The following is a 17,861-nucleotide window of genomic DNA, read 5'->3' as shown; positions in this document are numbered from 1 at the left end:
CATCGGCCGCAAGCCGATCCTCATCGATAATCCCGGATAACCTCGGCGTTTTCACGATCCGCCCATGCTGCCGCCAGTCATCGCGCGCCGCCCTGCCGCGACTGGCGCTAGCCTTGCCTGCTTCGTCGCTTTGGCCATACAGTCTGCGTAACAGGCTGCGGCAACGACCGCGGCGAACAAGAATAATCGGGGAGAAGCCGCACCATGACCATCGTGCCCGTGAACCGTCGCGCGTTCATCAAGTCATCGGCGGCGGTCACCGCCGGCCTCGTGCTCTCTCCCGCGATCGTCGGCCGCGCCGAAGCTGCCACGCTGAAACTGAAATGTTCGTCCTCGCTGCCGAACGATCCCAAATACGCCAACGGCCGCGTCTATTACGACAATCTGGTCAAGAGCCTGAAGGCGAACGGCCTCGGTGAGCAGATCGAGGTCGCCTTCTTTCCAGACAACCAGCTCGGCCAGGAGATCGACGTCATCAATTCGGTGAAGCTCGGCGTCATCGACCTCATGGTGTCGGGCTCGTCGATCTCGGCCAATCTCGTGCCGCTGGTCGGCACCTTCGACCTCGGCTTTCTCTTCTCGAGTTTTCCGCAGCAGACCAAGGCGTTCGACGCCGGCGCCGCCAAGCCGATCGAGGATGCGCTGCTCAAGGGTGGCAACATCCGCATCATCGCCTGGGCCTATAATTTCGGCTCGCGCAGCGTACTGGCGAGGAAGCCGGTCAAGACGCCCGAAGATCTCGCGGGGCTGAAGATCAGAACGCTGCCCAACCCGGTCATCACCGAATGCCTGCGCCTGATGGGTGCCGCGGCGACGCCGCTGGCATTCGGCGAAATCTACACGGCGTTGCAAGCCGGCGTGCTGGATGGGCTGGAGCATGATCCGCCGACCATCCTGGCCAGCAAGTTCTTCGAAACGGCGAAGTTCTATGCGCTGACGCAGCACAATTTCTCGCCGCTCGCGATCTATTTCAGCGACATGACCTACAACCGCATGGATCCGAAGCTGCGCGAGGGCTTCCTCGATGCCGCGAAGAAGGCCGCGGCCGACACGCGCACCCATGGGCTTGCGGTCGAGAAGGAGGCGCTGGCGGCGTTGACGGAGAAGGGCGTGACGGTGGCCGAATGCGACCGCGAAGCGTTCAGGAAACGCGTGGCGCCGCAGACCGATAACTTCATCAAGGCGCGGCCGGAATCCAAGGCCGTCATCGATATCATCCGCGCGACGCAAGCCTGAGATGGCCAAATCTGAGCTGGCGATGACAGCCGCCGTGCCTCTCTCGGGCGGACGCCACGGGAGCATCACCATGCTGCTTCGCCTCAGCGACGCGATCGCAGCCATTCTCTTGGCCGTCGATCTCGTGGTGGTCTGCGCCTCCGTGCTGCTGCGCTTCTTCTTCAACGCGCCGGTCGAATGGTCCGACGACGTCGCGCGCGGACTGATGGTCGGCTCGGCCTTCTTCGGCGCGGCGAGCGCGTTCGCGCGCGGCGAGAATGTCGGCGTGTCGTTCTTCCGGGATCTGCTGTCACAGCGATTGCAGGTGCTTGTCGATGCCGCCAGCGCGCTCCTGGTCGTGCTGATCTCCGGCTATGTCGCCTACAACGCCATCAAGCTGGGTGCGCTGACGGCGGGACAGACCACCGGATCCGGCCTGCCACTGGAGCTGACCTTCTATCCGATGGGTGTCGGCGCGCTGTTCATGACGGTGTTCGCGATCAACCATCTCTGCATGCGGCCGCTCCCTGAAATCGTCAGGGGCCTCGTTGCGATCCTGGTCGTCACCGGCCTTTATCTTGCCTGGGATTATCTCTCGCCGTCATCGGTGCCGTCGGCGGGCATCTTGATGCTGATCGGCTTCTTCGCCACCCTGTTCGGCGGATTGCCGATCGGGTTTGCGCTGGCACTCGCCGCGCTGATCTTCATCTGGGTCGAGGGCGCGCTGCCCGGCGTCATCTTCGCCCAGCAGATGGCGCGGGGCATCGACAATTTCGTGTTGCTCGCGATCCCCTTCTTCATCCTCGTCGGCTATCTCATGGAAGCCAACGGCATGTCGGTGCGCCTGATCGAGCTGTTGCAGCGCGCGGTGGGGCGGATGCGCGGCGGATTGAACGTCGTGATGGTGGCCTCGATGGTGCTGTTCTCCGGCATCTCCGGCTCGAAGATGGCGGACGTCGCCGCGGTCGGCTCCGTCTTGATCCCGGCGGCGCGCCGCTCGAAGCAGAATCCGGGCGGCGCGGTGGCGCTGCTTGCAGCGTCCGCGGTGATGGCTGAGACCATTCCGCCCTGCATCAATTTGATCATCCTCGGCTTCGTCGCGAACCTGTCGATCGGCGGCCTGTTCGTCGCAGGCCTCCTGCCGTCGGCGCTGATGGCGCTGGTGCTGATCGCGGTGTCCATCATCTTCGGCAAGCGGCCGGACAAGATAGAGGAGGTCGAGCCGCAGATGCCGGTGTCAGGCCTGTGGAGCGGCGCGATCGCCTCGTTCGGCCTGATCTTCATGATCTTCTTCGGCTTCAAGACCGGCTTTGCCACCGCGACCGAGATCTCGGCTTTCGCCGTCGCCTATGCGCTGGTCGTCGGCAGCGTGGTGTTCCGCGAGCTCGGCTTCAAGTCCGCCGCGCACAGCTTCGTGCAGGCGGCGACGCGCGCGGGTCTCGTGCTGTTCATCGTCGCCGCCGCGCAATCGCTGGCCTTCACGCTGACCTTGCAGCAGGTGCCGCATGCGGTCGGCGACTTCATGCTCGGCCTGTCCAAGACCTCAGGCGTCTGGTTGTTCATCCTCTTGGCGATTGCCGTGCTGATCGTGATGGGCTCGGTGCTGGAAGGCGCGGCCGCCCTCATCATCTTCGGACCGCTGCTGCTGCCGGTCGCCGTGCAGCTCGGAATTGATCCCCTGCATTTCGGGGTCGTGCTTGTCATCGCCATGGGGATCGGCCTGTTCGCGCCGCCGCTCGGGCTCGGGCTCTATGGCGCCTGCCTGATCGGTAACGTCCCGATCGAGCAGACGGTGAAGCCGATCATGGGCTACCTCGGCCTCTTGTTCCTCTGCCTGCTCGTCATCGCCTTCGTGCCGTGGCTCTCGACGGCGCTGCCGCGCGCGTTCGGCTATTGAAGGAGTCTCGTCGTGAAAGTCCTGCTCGCTCACACGCCGGAGATGCGCCGGAACTATTACGGCGATCGCAGCCTGGACGGCCTGCGCGCGACCGCCGAGGTGATGCTGCACGATGGCGACGAGCCGCTCGACGCTGCCGGGCTCGTGCGTGCGGCCAAGGACGTTGACATCATCGTTGCCGATCGCATGACGGAGGGGCGCGGCGAGATCTTTGCGCAGCTGCCGCGCCTGTGTGCATTCGTCCGCTGCGCCGTCGACATCCGCAACGTCAATGTCGACGCGGCATCGAGGGCGGGCGTGCTCGTGACCCGTGCCGGCCCGGGCTTCGTGCAGGCGGTGGCCGAGCTCGCGCTCGGCTTCATGGTCGATCTCTCCCGCGGCGTCTCGCGAACCACCGCCGACTACCAGGCCGGCCGCAAGGCGGAAGCACGGATGGGCCGCCAGCTCGCGGGCAGCCGGATCGGCATCATCGGCTATGGCAGCATCGGGCGCTATCTCGCCGAGGTGGCAAAAGTGCTGCGCATGGAGGTGCTGGTCGCCGATCCCTTCGCGACCGTCAGTGATGCTGCGATCCGGCAGGTCGGTCTTGATGAGCTGCTCGCCGCGTCGGACTACGTCGTCTGCCTCGCGGTGGCCAACGAGCAGACCGAGAACCTGATTGGGGAAGCGGCACTGGCGCGCATGCAGAAGCATGCCGTCTTCATCAATCTCTCGCGCGGCAATCTCGTCGACGAGGCGGCGCTGGCGCGGGCATTGATCGAGCATCGCATCGCCGGCGCGGCCATGGATGTCGGCCGCGCGCCCGATCAGATGCCGACGCCCGAGCTGGCGAAACTGCCGAACGTGATCGCCACGCCGCATGTCGGCGGCCTGACCCCGCAGGCAATCGAATATCAGTCCCTGGAAACGGTGCGTCAGGTCGAAGCGATCGTGAAGGGAGCGATCCCGCAAGGCGCCGTCAATGCCGACCACTGGACGCGGCGGCCTTAAAGACGATCCACCGCTTGAGCGTCCCTCCTTCGGCCGAGATGATCTTGGCGGTGCGCGCAGATTCGGGCCTGCCGCCGCAGCGGCTGGAGATCGAGATCATGGACGATCGCCGCAGGGCCGCTCTCATATGCGATTGCGCTGCCGCTCAAGAGGCATGCACGAAAAGCGCTTGACCCGGGCATCTCCGGATGGTCGGAAGGATCGTCCAGGGATGAAACACAAACATGCGGTTTCCGTTCTTCTACGGCTGGGTCGTAGTCGCCGTGACCTTCGTCACCATGGCCATTGGCGTCAACGCGCGCACCGCCTTTTCATTGTTCTTTCCTCCCATCATCTCCGAGTTCGGCTGGGAGCGTGGCGTCACCGCGGGGGCGTTCTCCTTCGGCTTCGTGGTGTCGGGCGTGGTCAGCCCGCTGATCGGCCGCCTCATGGACCGCGCCGGCCCGCGCGCCGTGATGGAGCTCGGCGTCGTGCTGATGGGCGGCGGCCTGCTGCTCGCGCCGCTCACCAGCGCGCCCTGGCATCTCTACGTCACCATCGGCGTCATGGTCGGCGCCGGCTCGGTCTGTCTCGGCTATTCCGGCCAGTCGCTGTTCCTGCCGAACTGGTTCATCCGCAAGCGCGGCTTCGCCATCGGTATCGCGTTCGCCGGCGTCGGCATCGGCTCGGTGACGCTGCTGCCATGGGTGCAGCACATGATCGAACAGACCGGCTGGCGCACCGCCTGCACCGCGATGGGGCTGCTGGTCCTGATCGTTCTGGCGCCCATCAATCTGCTGCTGCGCAAGCGCCCCGAGGACATCGGCCTTGAGCCGGACGGCGATGCCGCCCGGCTCGCGGGAGCGGCAAAGCCCGTCTCCAATGTCGTCGATCCGGTCTGGGCCGGCACCGAATGGACGCTGAAGCGTGCCGTCGCAACTGCACGATTTTGGTGGATCGCGTTCGGTTATTTCTGCGGCCTGTACATCTGGTACGCGGTGCAGGTGCACCAGACCAAATTCCTGCTCGACATCGGCTTCAGCCCTGGTGTCGCGGTGTGGGCGCTCGGCATCGTCAGCCTGCTCGGCATTCCCGGCCAGATCCTGCTCGGCCATGTCTCCGACCGGATCGGGCGGGAATGGGTGTGGGCGATCAGCTGCGCGGGTTTTGCCGTCTGCTTCGCGGCGCTGATAGCGCTGAAGTACCAGCCATCATTGTGGCTGGTCTATCTCATGGTGTTCACGCAAGGCGCGCTCGGCTACGGCCTCACCTCGATCATGGGCGCTGTGGTGTTCGAGATCTTCCAGGGCCGGCACCAGGGCAGCATCTTCGGCACGATCATGCTGGCCGCGCTGGCGGGCGGTGCCGCCGGTCCCTGGGTGACCGGCTTTCTCTACGATCGCGCCGGCGATTACACGCTCGCCTTCGGCATTGCCGTGATCGTGAGCGCATTGTCGGCGCTGTCGATCTGGCGGGCCGCGCCGCGCAAGGTGCGGGTGGTGGCCGGCCGGCTGCACGCGGTCCAGAGCGAAGCTGCACAGTAGGTTCCGCATGCACCGCGTTGCCGCCGTCGCCCTGGCGGCACGTTAAGCATGCCGCCTCTTAGTGGGACGTGGAAACGCGACGGTCCTGCGAAGCGACATCCTATTCCGACGCCAACCCGGTCCTCCGCCGCAGATCCGTGATCGCGCGCAAAAAGCTGTCGGCCGGCGTCGTCTCGGGGTCGATCAGCCGGTGCAGGCGGAAGCCGTCTTCCAGTGCGAGCACGACGGAGGCCATCCAGGGCGGGTTCAGACTGTCATTCCGCCCGTTGCTCTTCAACGTCGCCTCGACGATGTCGGCGACCAGCTTGCGCCGCGCGCGCAGGCGTTTTGCAAGTTCCGGGCGGCGCTTCTCGGCGCGCGCGACGAACAGGATCATCTCCATGTGCAGCAGCGGCGAGCGGCCGAGTGGATCCTGCTTGCTGCGGTCCATCGTCTTCAGCGCCGCGATGAAATCGTCGAGATTGTCGTGCTGCGCGAGGATGTCCATGTTGCGCCGGATCGACTGCTCGACATGGTCCTCGAGCATGGCGATGATCAGCTCGTCCTTGCTCTTGAAGTTGGAATAGAACGCGCCGCGGGTAAAACCCGCCGCGGCCGCGATCGCCTCGATGCTGGCGCCGCCAATGCCGTCTTGCTCGAACACGCGCGCGGCCGCCTCGAACAATCTGTCGCGCGTATCGTCCCTGGTCGGCCTGGTTCTCACTCTTGACATCCCGGCAGCTTAGGGCAGAATGCAATTCGATACAACAATGTATCGAGTTGATAATTCGAAAGGGATGGTTACGCCGGGCTGTGGGACAGCTTTGCGTATTCGTGTCATGCGGCAACCGATCTGAGGTCACCATGAACGAGCAAGTGCAAGGCGCGAATCAAGGCCCGAACAGCGATCAGCTGTTCAACCCGCTGTCGCCGGACTTCATCCGCGATCCCTATCCGCATTATGATCGGCTGCGCACGATCGATCCGATCCATGTGACGCCGTTCGGCCAATTCGTCACCAGCCGACACGCCGATGTCAGCCTGGTGCTGCGCGACAAGCGCTTCGGCAAGGATTTCGTCGAGCGCACCAAGCGCCGCTATAGCGAAAAGATCATGGACGAGCCGGTGTTCCGCAGCATGAGCCACTGGATGCTGCAAGCCGATCCGCCCGACCACACCCGCCTGCGCGGCCTGGTCGTGAAGGCCTTCACCGCCCGCCGCGTCGAGGACATGCGCCCGCGCATCCAGGAGATTGTCGACCAGACCATCGATGCGGTGATCGACGGCGGCCACATGGACCTGATCGAGGATTTCGCCTTCCGCCTGCCTGTCACCATCATCTGCGACATGCTCGGTATCCCCGAGGAGCACCGCGAGGTCTTCTACAAGAGCTCGCGCGACGGCGGGCGGCTGCTCGACCCGGTGCCGCTGTCGCCGGAAGAGATCAAGCAGGGCAACGCCGGCAACCTGATGGCCCAGATGTACTTCCAGCAGCTGTTCGAGCTGCGCCGCCGCAGTCCCGGCGACGATCTCATCACCCAGCTCGTGCAGGCCGAGGAGGACGGCAACAAGCTCACCAACGAGGAATTGACCGCCAACATCATCCTCTTGTTCGGCGCCGGTCACGAGACCACCGTCAATCTGATCGGCAACGGCCTGCTGGCGCTCCACCGCAATCCGGACCAGCTCGCGCTTTTGAAGGCGCGGCCCGAGCTGATGGTGGGCGCGATCGAGGAATTCCTGCGCTACGATTCCTCGGTGCAGATGACCGGGCGCGTCGCGCTGGAGGACATCGACGATCTCGGCGGGGTGAAGATCCCCAAGGGCGAGACCGTGCTCTGCCTGCTCGGCTCGGCCAACCGCGATCCGGCGGTCTATCCCGACCGGCCCGACCGGTTGGACGTCACCCGCCAGAACGTGAAGCCGCTGTCATTCGGCGGCGGCATCCATTTCTGCCTGGGGGCCCAATTGGCGCGCATCGAGGCCGAGATCGCCATCGCGACGCTGCTCCGGCGGCTGCCCGATTTGCGCATCGACGATGTCGAAACCCCGGAATGGCGGCCGACCTTCGTGCTGCGCGGCCTGAAGCGGTTGCCGGCAAGCTGGTAAAGGCGTCAGCCCTGGTTCTGCGAGCGCAGGTCCTCATCCCGAGGAGCCCGCGAAGCGGGCGTCTCGAAGGATGGCCGCCGGCGGAAGCGGGACCTCTATGGTTCGGGACGGCGCTTTGCGCCTCCTCGCCATGAGGGCCTCTCGCCGGCGTTAACCTCCGCGCGCAACGGTCGCTGTGACTTCGCCATACTTCCCCCTATATAAGGGGCTGTTCCGGCCCGCCTGAAGCCTTCCGAGGGCAAAGTCTGGTCCGGGCGCCGTTTTGGCCGAGGGGAGACCCGTGCAGACGACGCTGCTCGGATTGGCGATTGCCTTCATCATTGCGCTGCTGGCCGCGCTGATCGGGCCTCACTTCGTCGACTGGAACCAGTTTCGGCCCCAGTTCGAGGCGGAGGCGAGCCGAATCATCGGCGTGCCGGTGCGGGTGGCGGGCGAGCTCGACGCGCGGCTGTTGCCGGCGCCGACGCTGCGGCTGCGCGCGGTCACCTTCGGCGGCAACAACGATCTCGGCCGCCTGCGCGCCGACAAGCTCGACGTCGAGTTCAGTCTTGGCTCCCTCATGCGCGGCGAATGGCGCGCCACCGAGCTTTCGGTCGGCGGCATGGCGGTCGACCTCGGCCTGGACGCGCGCGGGCGGGTCGATTTGCCGTCTACTGCGAGCGGTGCCTTCAATCTCGCGTCGCTCGCTATCGAGCGGCTCAATCTCACCGGCCGCATCGCCCTGCACGATGCCGCCAGCCGCTCGACGCTGGAGCTGAGCGACATCGCCTTTTCCGGTGACGTGCGCTCGCTCGCCGGCTCCCTGCGCGGCGACGGCCGTTTCTCCGCCAACGGCGTGCGCTATCCGTTTCGCATCTCCTCCGGCCCAAGCGCCGACGGCAACGCCACCCGCCTCCACCTCAACATCGATCCGGGCGAGCGCGCCATCCTCGCCGATCTCGAAGGCGTGCTCGCCTTCGACAACCGCCTGCCGAAATTCGACGGCGCACTGACGCTCGCCGTGCCCGCGACGAAGAAGGCGGGCGAGGTAGGGCCGACGCCCTGGAAGCTCACGACGAAGCTGAAGGCCGATCCGGCCGGCGCAAAGTTCGACCAGATCGACGTCAGCTTCGGTACTGAGGACGCCGCACTGAAGCTCGGCGGCGTCGGCGACCTCAAGTTCGGCGCCTCGCCGCTGCTGCGCGCGGTGCTCTCGGCGCGGCAGGTCGATGCCGACAAGCTGGCGGCCAAGGATGCTGCCAAGGACGATGCCGATCCGCAGCGTGTCCTGCCGGCGCTGCGCGCAGGGCTGGCCGCGATCCCGCAGGCGCCGATCCCGGCGCAGATCGAATTCAACTCCGACCAGATCATGCTCGGCGGCCGTCCGCTCCAGAACATCACGGCCGAGCTTCAGACCGACGGACGATCCTGGACCTTCCAGCGGCTCGAGCTGCGCGCTCCCGGCATGACGCAGCTCTCGCTCAATGGCGCGACTCCCGGCGCCGACAGCTTCAGCGGCCGCCTCAGCGTCGAATCGTCCGATCCCGATACGCTGCTGGCTTGGCTGCAGGGCCGCAGCGAGATCAACCGGCGCAGCACGCGGCCGCTGCGCCTTGCCGGTGACGTGACGATTGCCGCCAACCATCTCGCCATCGACAGGCTGAAGGCCGAGATCGAGGGCGGTGCGGTGGAGGGCCGCATCGCCTTCGTCCAGACCGGCGCCAGCAAGGGCTCCCGGATTGATGCCGAGCTCAAGGCCGATCGTCTCGACCTCGATGCCGCGGCAAGTTTTGTGCGCGCGCTTGCCGGGCCGCAGGGCGAATGGCCGGAGGAGGCAAAGCTCTCGCTCGATATCGGCCGCGCCATCTCCGCAGGACAGGAGCTGCGGCCGTTTGCGGCAAAGCTCGGCTACGGCCCGGCGGCGCTATCGCTGGAGCACTTGCGGTTCGGACAGGCTGGCGGCGTGACCACCGAAGCGAGCGGCAGCTTCGATCGCACCCAGGTCACCGGCAGGCTCGCGCTGAAATCCTCCGGCAATTCGCTGCACGAGCTCACGGCGCTGATCGAGCCGTTTGCGCCCGCGGTGCGGGCGCGCTTCGATGCCATGCCGGCATTGGCCGGCGCGACGCGCCTGAAGCTCGACCTCAGCCTCGACAAGAATGCCGAGCATGCCGATCGCAGCAACGTCCGCGCCGTGTTCGATCTCGACGCGCCGCAGCTCAAGGCGACCGCGACGCTGGCCGCGCAGACGCCGGTGGCCGCCGTCAGCGGCTTCGACATCGAGCGCCTGCGCAACAGCGACTTCACACTCGATACGAAACTAACGGCGCCGCAGGCCGGCGCGCTGCTGGCGCTGCTCGGCCTCGATCGCGTGGTGGCCGCAGGCGAGGGCGCTTCGCAGTTCGAAGGCAAGGTGACCGGCGCCTGGAGCCGGCCGCTGCAAGTGAACGCAAAGCTCTCGGGCGCGCTGGATGCGGATGCGCAAGGCAATTTTGACTGGCCGGCATCAAAGGGCAGCGCGAGCCTGCGCGTGCGCAACGCCAATCTGGCGCCGCTGTTCGGGACCAGCGCGACCGACAAGCCAGCGCAGAAAGTCAGCCTGTCCTCGCGCGTCAGCCTGTCCGGCAATCGCCTGACCTTCGATGATCTCGACAGCACCGCAGCCGGCTCGCACCTGCGCGGCCATCTGACGGTGACGCTCGATCAGGACAAGAGTGTCGATGGCGAGGTGGGCCTCGATACGCTCGATCTTGCGCCGGCGCTCGCGATGGCAATCGGCGCCGCCGGACATGAGTCCGGCGAACCGTTGAGTGCGGGGCTCATCGGTGGCTGGCGCGGCCGCATCGCCTTCCAGGCATTGCGCGGCACATTGCCCGGTGGCATCGAGCTGCGCCCCTTCGCCGGCACGATCCGCGGCGACGGCCAGTCGCTCGCGCTCGATGCGCTCAAGGGCGGCATCGGCGGCGGCGAGATGTCGGCAAGTCTCGACGCGCGCAATAGCGCAAATGGCTTGGCCCTGAACGCGCGTATCGAACTCGGCAATGTCGATGCGGCGGCGCTGCGCTACCGCAATCTCGCGCTGCCCAAGGGACGCGCCTCGGTGCAGATGGCGCTGACCAGCCAGGGCCGCAGCGTCGCGGCCCTCACCGGCGCGCTCGCCGGCAACGGCACGGTGACGCTCGACTCCGCCGAGATTGCCGGCCTCAATCCGCGCGCCTTCGAGATCGCAATCCGCGCCAGCGACGGCGGCCAGGTCAGTGACGACAACCGGCTGCGCCAGCTGGTCGAGCCCGCGCTGTCGGCAGGCCCGATCGCGGTCGCTTCGGCGCAGATCCCGTTCACGATCCGCGATGGGCGCCTGCGCGTCGGCGCGACGCCGCTGGAAGCGAAGAACGCCCGCGCCATCGTCTCCGGCGGCTACGACATTCCCGCCGACCAGGCCGACATCCGCGCCAGCCTGACGCCGATCATGACCGGCCTCTCCGGCGCCCCGCCGGAGATCCAGCTGTTCGCGGCAGGCCCTCCGGACAAGCTCAATCGCACCGTCGATCTCGCGCCGCTGTCTTCCTGGCTCGCGGTGCGCACCATCGACCGCGAGACGCGCCGGCTCGATGCGATCGAGCGCGGCGAGCCGCCGCCCGCCACGGCCGCTCTGCCGACCCTGGTCTCTCCCGATGGCGCGCCGGAGCAGGCGCCTGCGAATGTGCCCCTGCCTGGCCAGGATCCGCGGCGCGCACCGGTAAAGGCGAAGGTTGCCCCGACGCCGAAAGCTCCGCACGCGGCCCCCGCTGTGCCGAGCCCACCGCTGGCAAGCCAGCAACTTGCCCCTTTGCCGCCGCCGATCGACGTGAAGCCCGCTCCGGGCCCGCCGCCCGCCAAGCCCAAGCCGAAGCCGCCGCTGGTGCTGACGCCACAGAATCCGTGAGGCGGTGCTAGCCGCAGGTCCGGTCTTCACCTTCCCTTCCGAAGAGGTGAAGCGAGACCTTCCGCGCCGGTAAACCCATTCCCACGCATTTGAATGAATTTTGGTCGGCAAAACTGATTTGCCGGTTTTACTGAATTCTCGCGTTTGATCTCTAGCGTCGGTTCCTGAGGAATCCGGTGTCCTGCCACGAGCGGCGGGACAGCTCGCCAAGCTGCTCGTCAAGAACTGCTCGGCAAGAACTGCTCGCCAAGAACTGGGGGTTATCGAGATGAACGGGGCGAAAACGCTTCTACAGGATCTGGACGACGCGATCGCACGCGGCACCGACGAAAGCCGTGCGAAGGCATTGTGGCATGCGACCGACATCCTGATCACCGGCCGCTACAGCGACGACGAGATCAGCATGTTCGGCGAGGTCATCGGGCGGCTTGCCGACGAGATCGAAGTCGCGGCGCGGGTGCAGCTCTCGGAGGTGATGTCGGCGTGCGACCATGCTCCCTTCAATGTCATCGAGAAGCTCGCGCTCGACGACGAGATCGACGTCGCAGGTCCCGTGCTGCGCGAGTCCAATCGTATCGACGAGAAGATGCTGGTCGAGAGCGCCATGACCAAGAGCCAGTCGCATCTGCTGGCGATCGCCCAGCGCAAGTCGATCGGCGAGGCCGTGACCGACGTGCTGGTCAAGCGCGGCAACCAGGAGGTGGTGACGTCCGTTGCGAAGAACGAGGGCGCACGCTTCTCCGGCTCAGGCCTGCTGCACATGGTGCGCCGCGCCGAGGGAGATTCGATCCTTGCCGAACAGCTTGGCCTGCGCAAGGACGTGCCGCGCCACATCTTCCAGCAGCTGATCTCCAAGGCCTCGGAAGACGTCCGCCGCCGGCTCGAGACTGAACGACCCGAAATGATGACGCAGATCCAGAGCTCGGTGACCGAGGTCACCGGCGATCTTCAGTCCAAGTTCGGTCCGTCCTCGCGCAGCTATTTCGTCGCCAAGCGCGTGGTAACGACGCAATACCGCCAGGGCAATCTCAACCAGGACTCGATCTCGAACTATGCGCGCCAGCACCGCTTCGACGAAGTGCAGATCGGCTTGTCGCTGCTGTCGGCGCTGCCGGTCGACGTGATCGAGCGTGCGCTGATGGACCGCAATCGGGAGATGATCCTGGTGCTGTGCAAGGCACTCGACTTCTCCTGGGACACGACCATGTCGCTGCTGTTCCTCGGCGCCAAGGATCATCTGATCACGGCGCGCGAACTCCACGACAATGAGCACGAGTACGGCCGGCTCAAGATCGAGACCTCGCGCAGCATCCTGAAGTTCTACCAGTCGCGCAAGAACAGCGCGGGTGCCGACGCGGGCCGTCAGCCCGAGCTCCAGGTACACTGAGGAGTATCAGCAATGTTGCCTCAATTCGGCACCGCAGTTCGCAAGAAGATCAACAAGACACCGGCCGCCGATCTCGGCGGTGCGCCGGACAAGGCGTCGGTTGAGGCCGCCTGGCTCGTGCTGGAAGCCGCCAACGACCTCGGTGACCACGCCGCGATCGAAGCCTGCCGCCGCGTCATCGACGCCGAGCTGAACGGCACGCTGGCCGGCAGCTCGGACATCGATCTGGTGCTGGGGTATTTCCGGTGAGCGCACAAACGGCTGGGACCGAGGAACGGACGCGTTGGCAGTCGGTTTGCGTGCATGCCACGCTATTACTTCGACACCCGGGACAATGAGACCTTCATCGCCGACGAGATCGGCGTCGATATCGCCTCCTTGGAGGAGGTGAGAACTATGGTCTCGGCTGCGATGGCCGATTTCGCCAAGGACGTGCTGCCCGGTTCGGCGTTTCGGGCGCTGGCAATCGAAGTTCGCGATGATTTCGGCCCGGTTTTGCTGGTTTCGTTGCGCTTCGAGATCGAGCGGGTATCAGCCCAGAAACTAACTTAGGCCCTCGGTTGGAACCTTCCCCTTAACCTGTGATTGTCCCCGATCACCGGCCGCGACTCTTGGGCGCTGGTGGCTGAGAGTTTTGTGCTCCCGCCTTATAGGCCGGAGCGGCGAGTTCCTCTCCGGCTCAAACGTCCTCAAGCGCGGAGAGGTGCGCGATGCCCGGAACGTTAACGGCTGCGCTCGTTCAAAAGCTCAGTAAGGCCAATCGGCTCGACCAGGACGATGTCCTGGCACTTGAACAACTTTCTATCCATAGCAAGCGCGTCGCGGCCCAGCACCGTTTCGTGCGTGACGGTGACCGCCCCTCGGAATCCTGCCTGATCGTTGATGGGTTTGCATTCCGCTCCAAGCTTACGCCGGATGGACAGAGGCAAATTCTCTCGCTCCATATGCCGGGAGAAATCCCGGACCTCCAGAGCCTGCACTTGCACGTCATGGATCATGACCTGACGACGCTCACAGAATGTACCCTCGGTTTCATCAAGCACGACACCTTGCGTGAGCTAAATCAAAGGCGACCTAACGTAGCGGCTGCGCTCTGGCGCGAAACGCTGATCGACTCCGCAATTTTCAGGGAATGGATCGTCAATGTCGGACGCAGGCCGGCGCGTGTTCGAATGGCGCACTTGTTGGTAGAGCTTTACGAGCGGCTTGAACTGATCGGGCGCACGACAAAGGGGTCCTTTGAGCTCCCAATTACTCAAATCGAACTGGCGGACTGCCTTGGATTATCGGTCGTTCACGTCAACCGGATCCTGCAGCAGCTTCGTCACGATGGTCTCGTCGCAACCGAGCGCAGAACCTTCCACTTGCTCGACAAGGCCAAGGTGGAGGAGGTAGGGCAGTTCGAAAAGATCTACCTGCATCAGCGCCCATCGGTCTGATTTCGCTTTCGCGTGCCTCCGCCCAGCTCAGCGGCAATTCGAGCGCCTTGAGTCCGTGTCGAGCCGAAGCTTTGACTTGACCGCGTGAAGGGCGGCGGCCAGTTCGTCGATATGATAGGGCTTTGCCAGGATCTGAACGTCCTCGGCTTCGGCTTCATGGACGGCCGCTTCGGCGTATCCACTGGTCAGCAAGACGGGTACGTCACTGCGTCTTTTCTTGATCTCTCGCGCGAGCTCGACCCCGTTCATACCGCCCGGCATCATGATGTCGGAAAAGATCAGATCGATGGAGCGCCCGTCGGCCAAGGCGCCAAGCGCCGCCGCCGCGCTGGAGGCGTGCGTGACGTCATAGCCGAGTTGGCCGAGCATCTCGCTGACCAATGCAGCCACCTCGTCATCGTCTTCGACCAGCAGGATCCGACCGTGGTTCTTCTTCTTCGGCCGCACCCTGGTGAGGTCGATGAGGTGTCGCTCCCTGGAAGGAACGTCCAACGATCTCGGCAGGTACAGCTCGATGCTGGTGCCGCGGCCGACCTCCGATTGGATGCGCACCGTGCCCCGCGACTGCGTCGCAAATCCATGAACCTGCGCCAGCCCAAGGCCCGAGCCCTTTCCGACGTCCTTGGTCGTGAAGAACGGCTCGAAGACGCGGGACAAGACGCCCGGAGCCATCCCAATACCGGTGTCGATAACTGAGAGACGCACATAATCGCCGGAGATCTCTTGGTCCTTCAGGTCGGGTAGATTTTCCCCGCGCACGACGATCGTGCCGCCGTTGGGCATGGCGTCGCGTGCGTTGACGGCCAGATTGAGAATGACCAGCTCGAGCTCACCGGGATCGACCTCTACCGGCCACAGCGAATCCGGAAAATCGAACTCGACATGAACATCGCCCCTCAGGCTGCGATCGAGCAGTTCGCGCATGCCGCCAATCTGAGCGGCGACGTCGACGGGCTCCGGCCGAAGCGTCTGCCGGCGGGAAAACGCCAGAAGCTGCTTCGTCAGGCTGGCGCCGCGCTGCGCCGCCTGGATCATCCCGTCCATCAGACGCCGGCGCCGGTTTGGATCTGTCTGGCGGTCGAGCATGTCGAGCCCGCCGGAAATCACCATCAGCAGATTGTTGAAGTCGTGAGCCACGCCGCCGGTGAGCTGGCCGATGGCTTCGATTTTCTGGGCCTGGCGTAACGTTTCCTCCACGCGAGCGCGCTCGTTCATTTCGAGGCGAAGCTGCTCGTTGGCCTCCTTCAGCTCTCGCGTCCGCTCGATCACCAGCTTCTCGAGCTCCTGCGCCGTCTGCTCGCGCGCCTCAAGCAGAGCCCGGATCTCGTATTGACGCCGCCGTGCCCGCATCGCGGATTGCACCGCGCTGGTCAGCGTAATCGGCTGCACCGGCCGCTCGAGCAGCGAAACGTTACGCAAAAGCTCGACGATGCTGCGGCGCCAGGCGACGACCGCCGGCTGCTCTCGATGGCTGGTGAGAACGACAAATGGGAGGTCGGACCATGGCGGTTGGTTCGCGATCCATTGTGCCAGCGGCGCCGTGTCTTTCCCGAACAATCCCTCCTCCGCCAGAAACACGGTGCCCACGCCAGCGGCCATCTCGCTGACGAGTTGGAGCAGGCTTCGGCAGTTGACCGCGTCCAGATCCGCGCCGCGGAAAAGCTCGGCCGATGCCGGTCCGTCCCGGCCGATGGGCGCATATACGAGAACACGGTTGTCCCGGCGGGCGCTCATTCCGCCAGTCCTTCCGGGAGTTCCGAGCCGGTATAACGCGGATTGCCGGAAAAGATGCCGCTGAATTCATTGAGGGGTGGGCCCAGTTTGATCCCGGTGCTGCCGAGCCGAAACTCGCGGATACTATGCTCGTGATTGCCGCTGCGCTTCTTGACGACAGACAAGGCGCGCCGCACTCGTCCGCCGAACTCGAAATAGCGCAGCATCAAGACCGAATCGCTCAAATAGCTGATGTCGAGCGGCGTATCCATCGGGCCGACCAGTCCATGCTGAGCGAGGATAAGGATGGTCAACACGCCCTGCTGTGCCAGGTAGCTCAGGAGTTCATGCATCTGCAGGATGAGAAACCGCTCATCCGGCATCGCATTCAAGTAACCGTTCAGACTGTCGATGATCACCACGCGCGCATTGTCGACCTCGACGCTCCGGCGCAGGCTCGCCGTGAACTCGCCGGGCGACAATTCGGCGGGATCTATCTGCTGAAACCGAATTCGCCCCGAGTCAATGTGCTCCTGGAGAGGCAGGCCGAGCGTGCGGGCTCGCGCCTCCACGGTGCCCCGGCCTTCATCGAAGGCGAAGAACACGGCGTGCTCGCCACGTTCCGCCGCCGCTATCGCATAGGTCAGCGCTAGCGACGATTTGCCGACCCCGGCAGCGCCAATGAGAAGTGCGTTGGTGCCGCGCTCGAGGCCGCCTCCCAGCAATTGGTCGAGCTCGGCGCTGCCGCTGGGCGTGAACTCGCCGGAAAAGGGCTTGTGATGTTCGGCCGCGACCAGCCTGGGGAATATCCGCAAGCCGCCCTCCGAGATCGTGAAATCGTGGTAGCCGCCGCGAAACTTTATGCCGCGCATCTTGATCACGCGAAGCCGTCGCCGCTCGGCCCCGTACTCGATTGCCAGCTGTTCGAGCATAACGACGCCGTGTGCGATGGAATGAAGCTGCAGGTCGTCCTGGGACGATGAGAGATCGTCGAGGAGGACCACCGTGCAATTTCGATTGGTGAAATAATGCTTCAGAGCCAAAACCTGGCGTCTGTATCGCAGCGGGTTTTGAGCCAGCAGGCGCAGTTCGGACAGGCTGTCGAGCACCACGCGAGTGGGATCAACGCGTTCGACCTCCTTGAAAATCAAATTGGTGGTTTCGCTCAGCTCCATCTCTGCGGGATGGAACACCGTGAGCTCGCGTTCGGGATCGAGCGTTGTCTCCGGCGGGACCAGTTCAAAGATGTCCACGCCTTGCAAAGACCAGCCGTGCCGATGCGCGACAAGCTCCAGCTCCCGCCTCGTTTCAGATAGCGAGATATAAAGCACGCGTTCGCCATCGCGCACGCCCCTGAGAAGGAATTGGAGGGCGATGGTGGTCTTGCCGGTGCCGGGCCGTCCCTCATAAAGATACATCCGGTTGGCGTCCAAGCCGCCGCCCAGGATGTCATCCAAGCCGTCGCTGCCCGTCGAAACTCTCGGCAGATCTTTGAGATGACTGTCCGACACAGGCCTCGACGTACCGGTCATTGAACCCCCGTTGCACTTGTTTACTAGAGCGCAGCTGCTTGCCCCAAGGGCCCCGAGGCGAGCAGCCGCATTTGCACTGTAAGATCGGTAAGGAACTCTCGCGCCGCCGCCGGGTTCCACCGGGCCTGACGGCCCGCGCTCTTAGCGGAAGGTGATCGGGGGGCCCGCCGCGT

At 64.9% G+C, this 17,861-nt stretch carries 13 protein-coding genes; 10 read left to right on the top strand and 3 right to left on the bottom strand.

The window, feature by feature from the left end; all coding sequences use genetic code 11:
- Positions 1-204: 204 nt before the first annotated feature.
- From IVA91_RS17365 to IVA91_RS17350, 4 genes are all read left to right on the top strand, one after another.
- The gene (locus IVA91_RS17365) at positions 205-1,236 is read left to right on the top strand and encodes a TRAP transporter substrate-binding protein (RefSeq protein WP_247278504.1); all 1,032 of its coding nucleotides are present in this window, start codon (positions 205-207) and stop codon (positions 1,234-1,236) included.
- Between the two features lie 22 nt (positions 1,237-1,258).
- Positions 1,259-3,112 (top strand): TRAP transporter large permease subunit, encoded by a 1,854-nt coding sequence (locus IVA91_RS17360; RefSeq protein ID WP_247459045.1) that lies wholly within the window; start codon positions 1,259-1,261, stop codon positions 3,110-3,112.
- 12 nt (positions 3,113-3,124) lie between these two features.
- Positions 3,125-4,102, top strand: coding sequence for an NAD(P)-dependent oxidoreductase (locus tag IVA91_RS17355; RefSeq protein WP_247278506.1), 978 nt, complete (start codon positions 3,125-3,127; stop codon positions 4,100-4,102).
- A 224-nt stretch (positions 4,103-4,326) separates the two neighbouring features.
- Positions 4,327-5,625: an MFS transporter gene (locus IVA91_RS17350; protein ID WP_247459036.1), complete on the top strand. Its 1,299-nt coding sequence runs from the start codon at positions 4,327-4,329 to the stop codon at positions 5,623-5,625.
- Positions 5,626-5,725: 100 nt separating this feature from the next.
- Here the strand turns inward: IVA91_RS17350 and IVA91_RS17345 are convergent, their stop codons facing one another.
- Entirely contained in the window at positions 5,726-6,337 is a 612-nt protein-coding gene (locus IVA91_RS17345) for a TetR/AcrR family transcriptional regulator (RefSeq protein ID WP_247278508.1), read from the bottom strand.
- Positions 6,338-6,468: 131 nt separating this feature from the next.
- On the opposite strand from IVA91_RS17345, the gene IVA91_RS17340 reads away from it, so the two are divergent.
- The 6 genes from IVA91_RS17340 (at position 6,469) to IVA91_RS17315 (ending at position 14,443) form a co-directional block, all read left to right on the top strand.
- Positions 6,469-7,713 carry a cytochrome P450 gene (locus tag IVA91_RS17340; RefSeq protein ID WP_247278509.1) on the top strand — a complete coding sequence of 415 codons (1,245 nt, stop codon included), beginning with the start codon at positions 6,469-6,471 and terminating at the stop codon, positions 7,711-7,713.
- 280 nt (positions 7,714-7,993) lie between these two features.
- Entirely contained in the window at positions 7,994-11,617 is a 3,624-nt protein-coding gene (locus IVA91_RS17335) for an AsmA-like C-terminal region-containing protein (protein WP_247278510.1), read from the top strand.
- A 268-nt stretch (positions 11,618-11,885) separates the two neighbouring features.
- On the top strand, positions 11,886-13,004 hold the full coding sequence (locus IVA91_RS17330) for a DUF2336 domain-containing protein (protein ID WP_247420273.1): 1,119 nt from the start codon (positions 11,886-11,888) through the stop codon (positions 13,002-13,004).
- Positions 13,005-13,016: 12 nt separating this feature from the next.
- Positions 13,017-13,253, top strand: a complete 237-nt coding sequence (locus tag IVA91_RS17325; protein ID WP_247278512.1) for a hypothetical protein — start codon at positions 13,017-13,019, stop codon at positions 13,251-13,253.
- A gap of 54 nt (positions 13,254-13,307) precedes the next feature.
- Positions 13,308-13,556 carry a hypothetical protein gene (locus tag IVA91_RS17320; protein ID WP_247278513.1) on the top strand — a complete coding sequence of 83 codons (249 nt, stop codon included), beginning with the start codon at positions 13,308-13,310 and terminating at the stop codon, positions 13,554-13,556.
- Between the two features lie 158 nt (positions 13,557-13,714).
- On the top strand, positions 13,715-14,443 hold the full coding sequence (locus IVA91_RS17315) for a Crp/Fnr family transcriptional regulator (RefSeq protein ID WP_247278514.1): 729 nt from the start codon (positions 13,715-13,717) through the stop codon (positions 14,441-14,443).
- Positions 14,444-14,470: 27 nt separating this feature from the next.
- Here the strand turns inward: IVA91_RS17315 and IVA91_RS17310 are convergent, their stop codons facing one another.
- Complete coding sequence (locus tag IVA91_RS17310; protein ID WP_247278515.1) at positions 14,471-16,177, bottom strand: response regulator; 1,707 nt, start codon at positions 16,175-16,177, stop codon at positions 14,471-14,473.
- Positions 16,174-17,688 carry an ATPase domain-containing protein gene (locus IVA91_RS17305; protein ID WP_247278516.1) on the bottom strand — a complete coding sequence of 505 codons (1,515 nt, stop codon included), beginning with the start codon at positions 17,686-17,688 and terminating at the stop codon, positions 16,174-16,176. The genes IVA91_RS17310 and IVA91_RS17305 overlap by 4 nt, the downstream gene beginning before the upstream one ends.
- Positions 17,689-17,861 lie beyond the last annotated feature (173 nt).

The sequence above is a fragment of the Bradyrhizobium sp. 153 genome (assembly GCF_023073835.1).
Lineage (GTDB): Bacteria > Pseudomonadota > Alphaproteobacteria > Rhizobiales > Xanthobacteraceae > Bradyrhizobium.
This window is presented reverse-complemented; position numbering and strand designations above follow the sequence as displayed.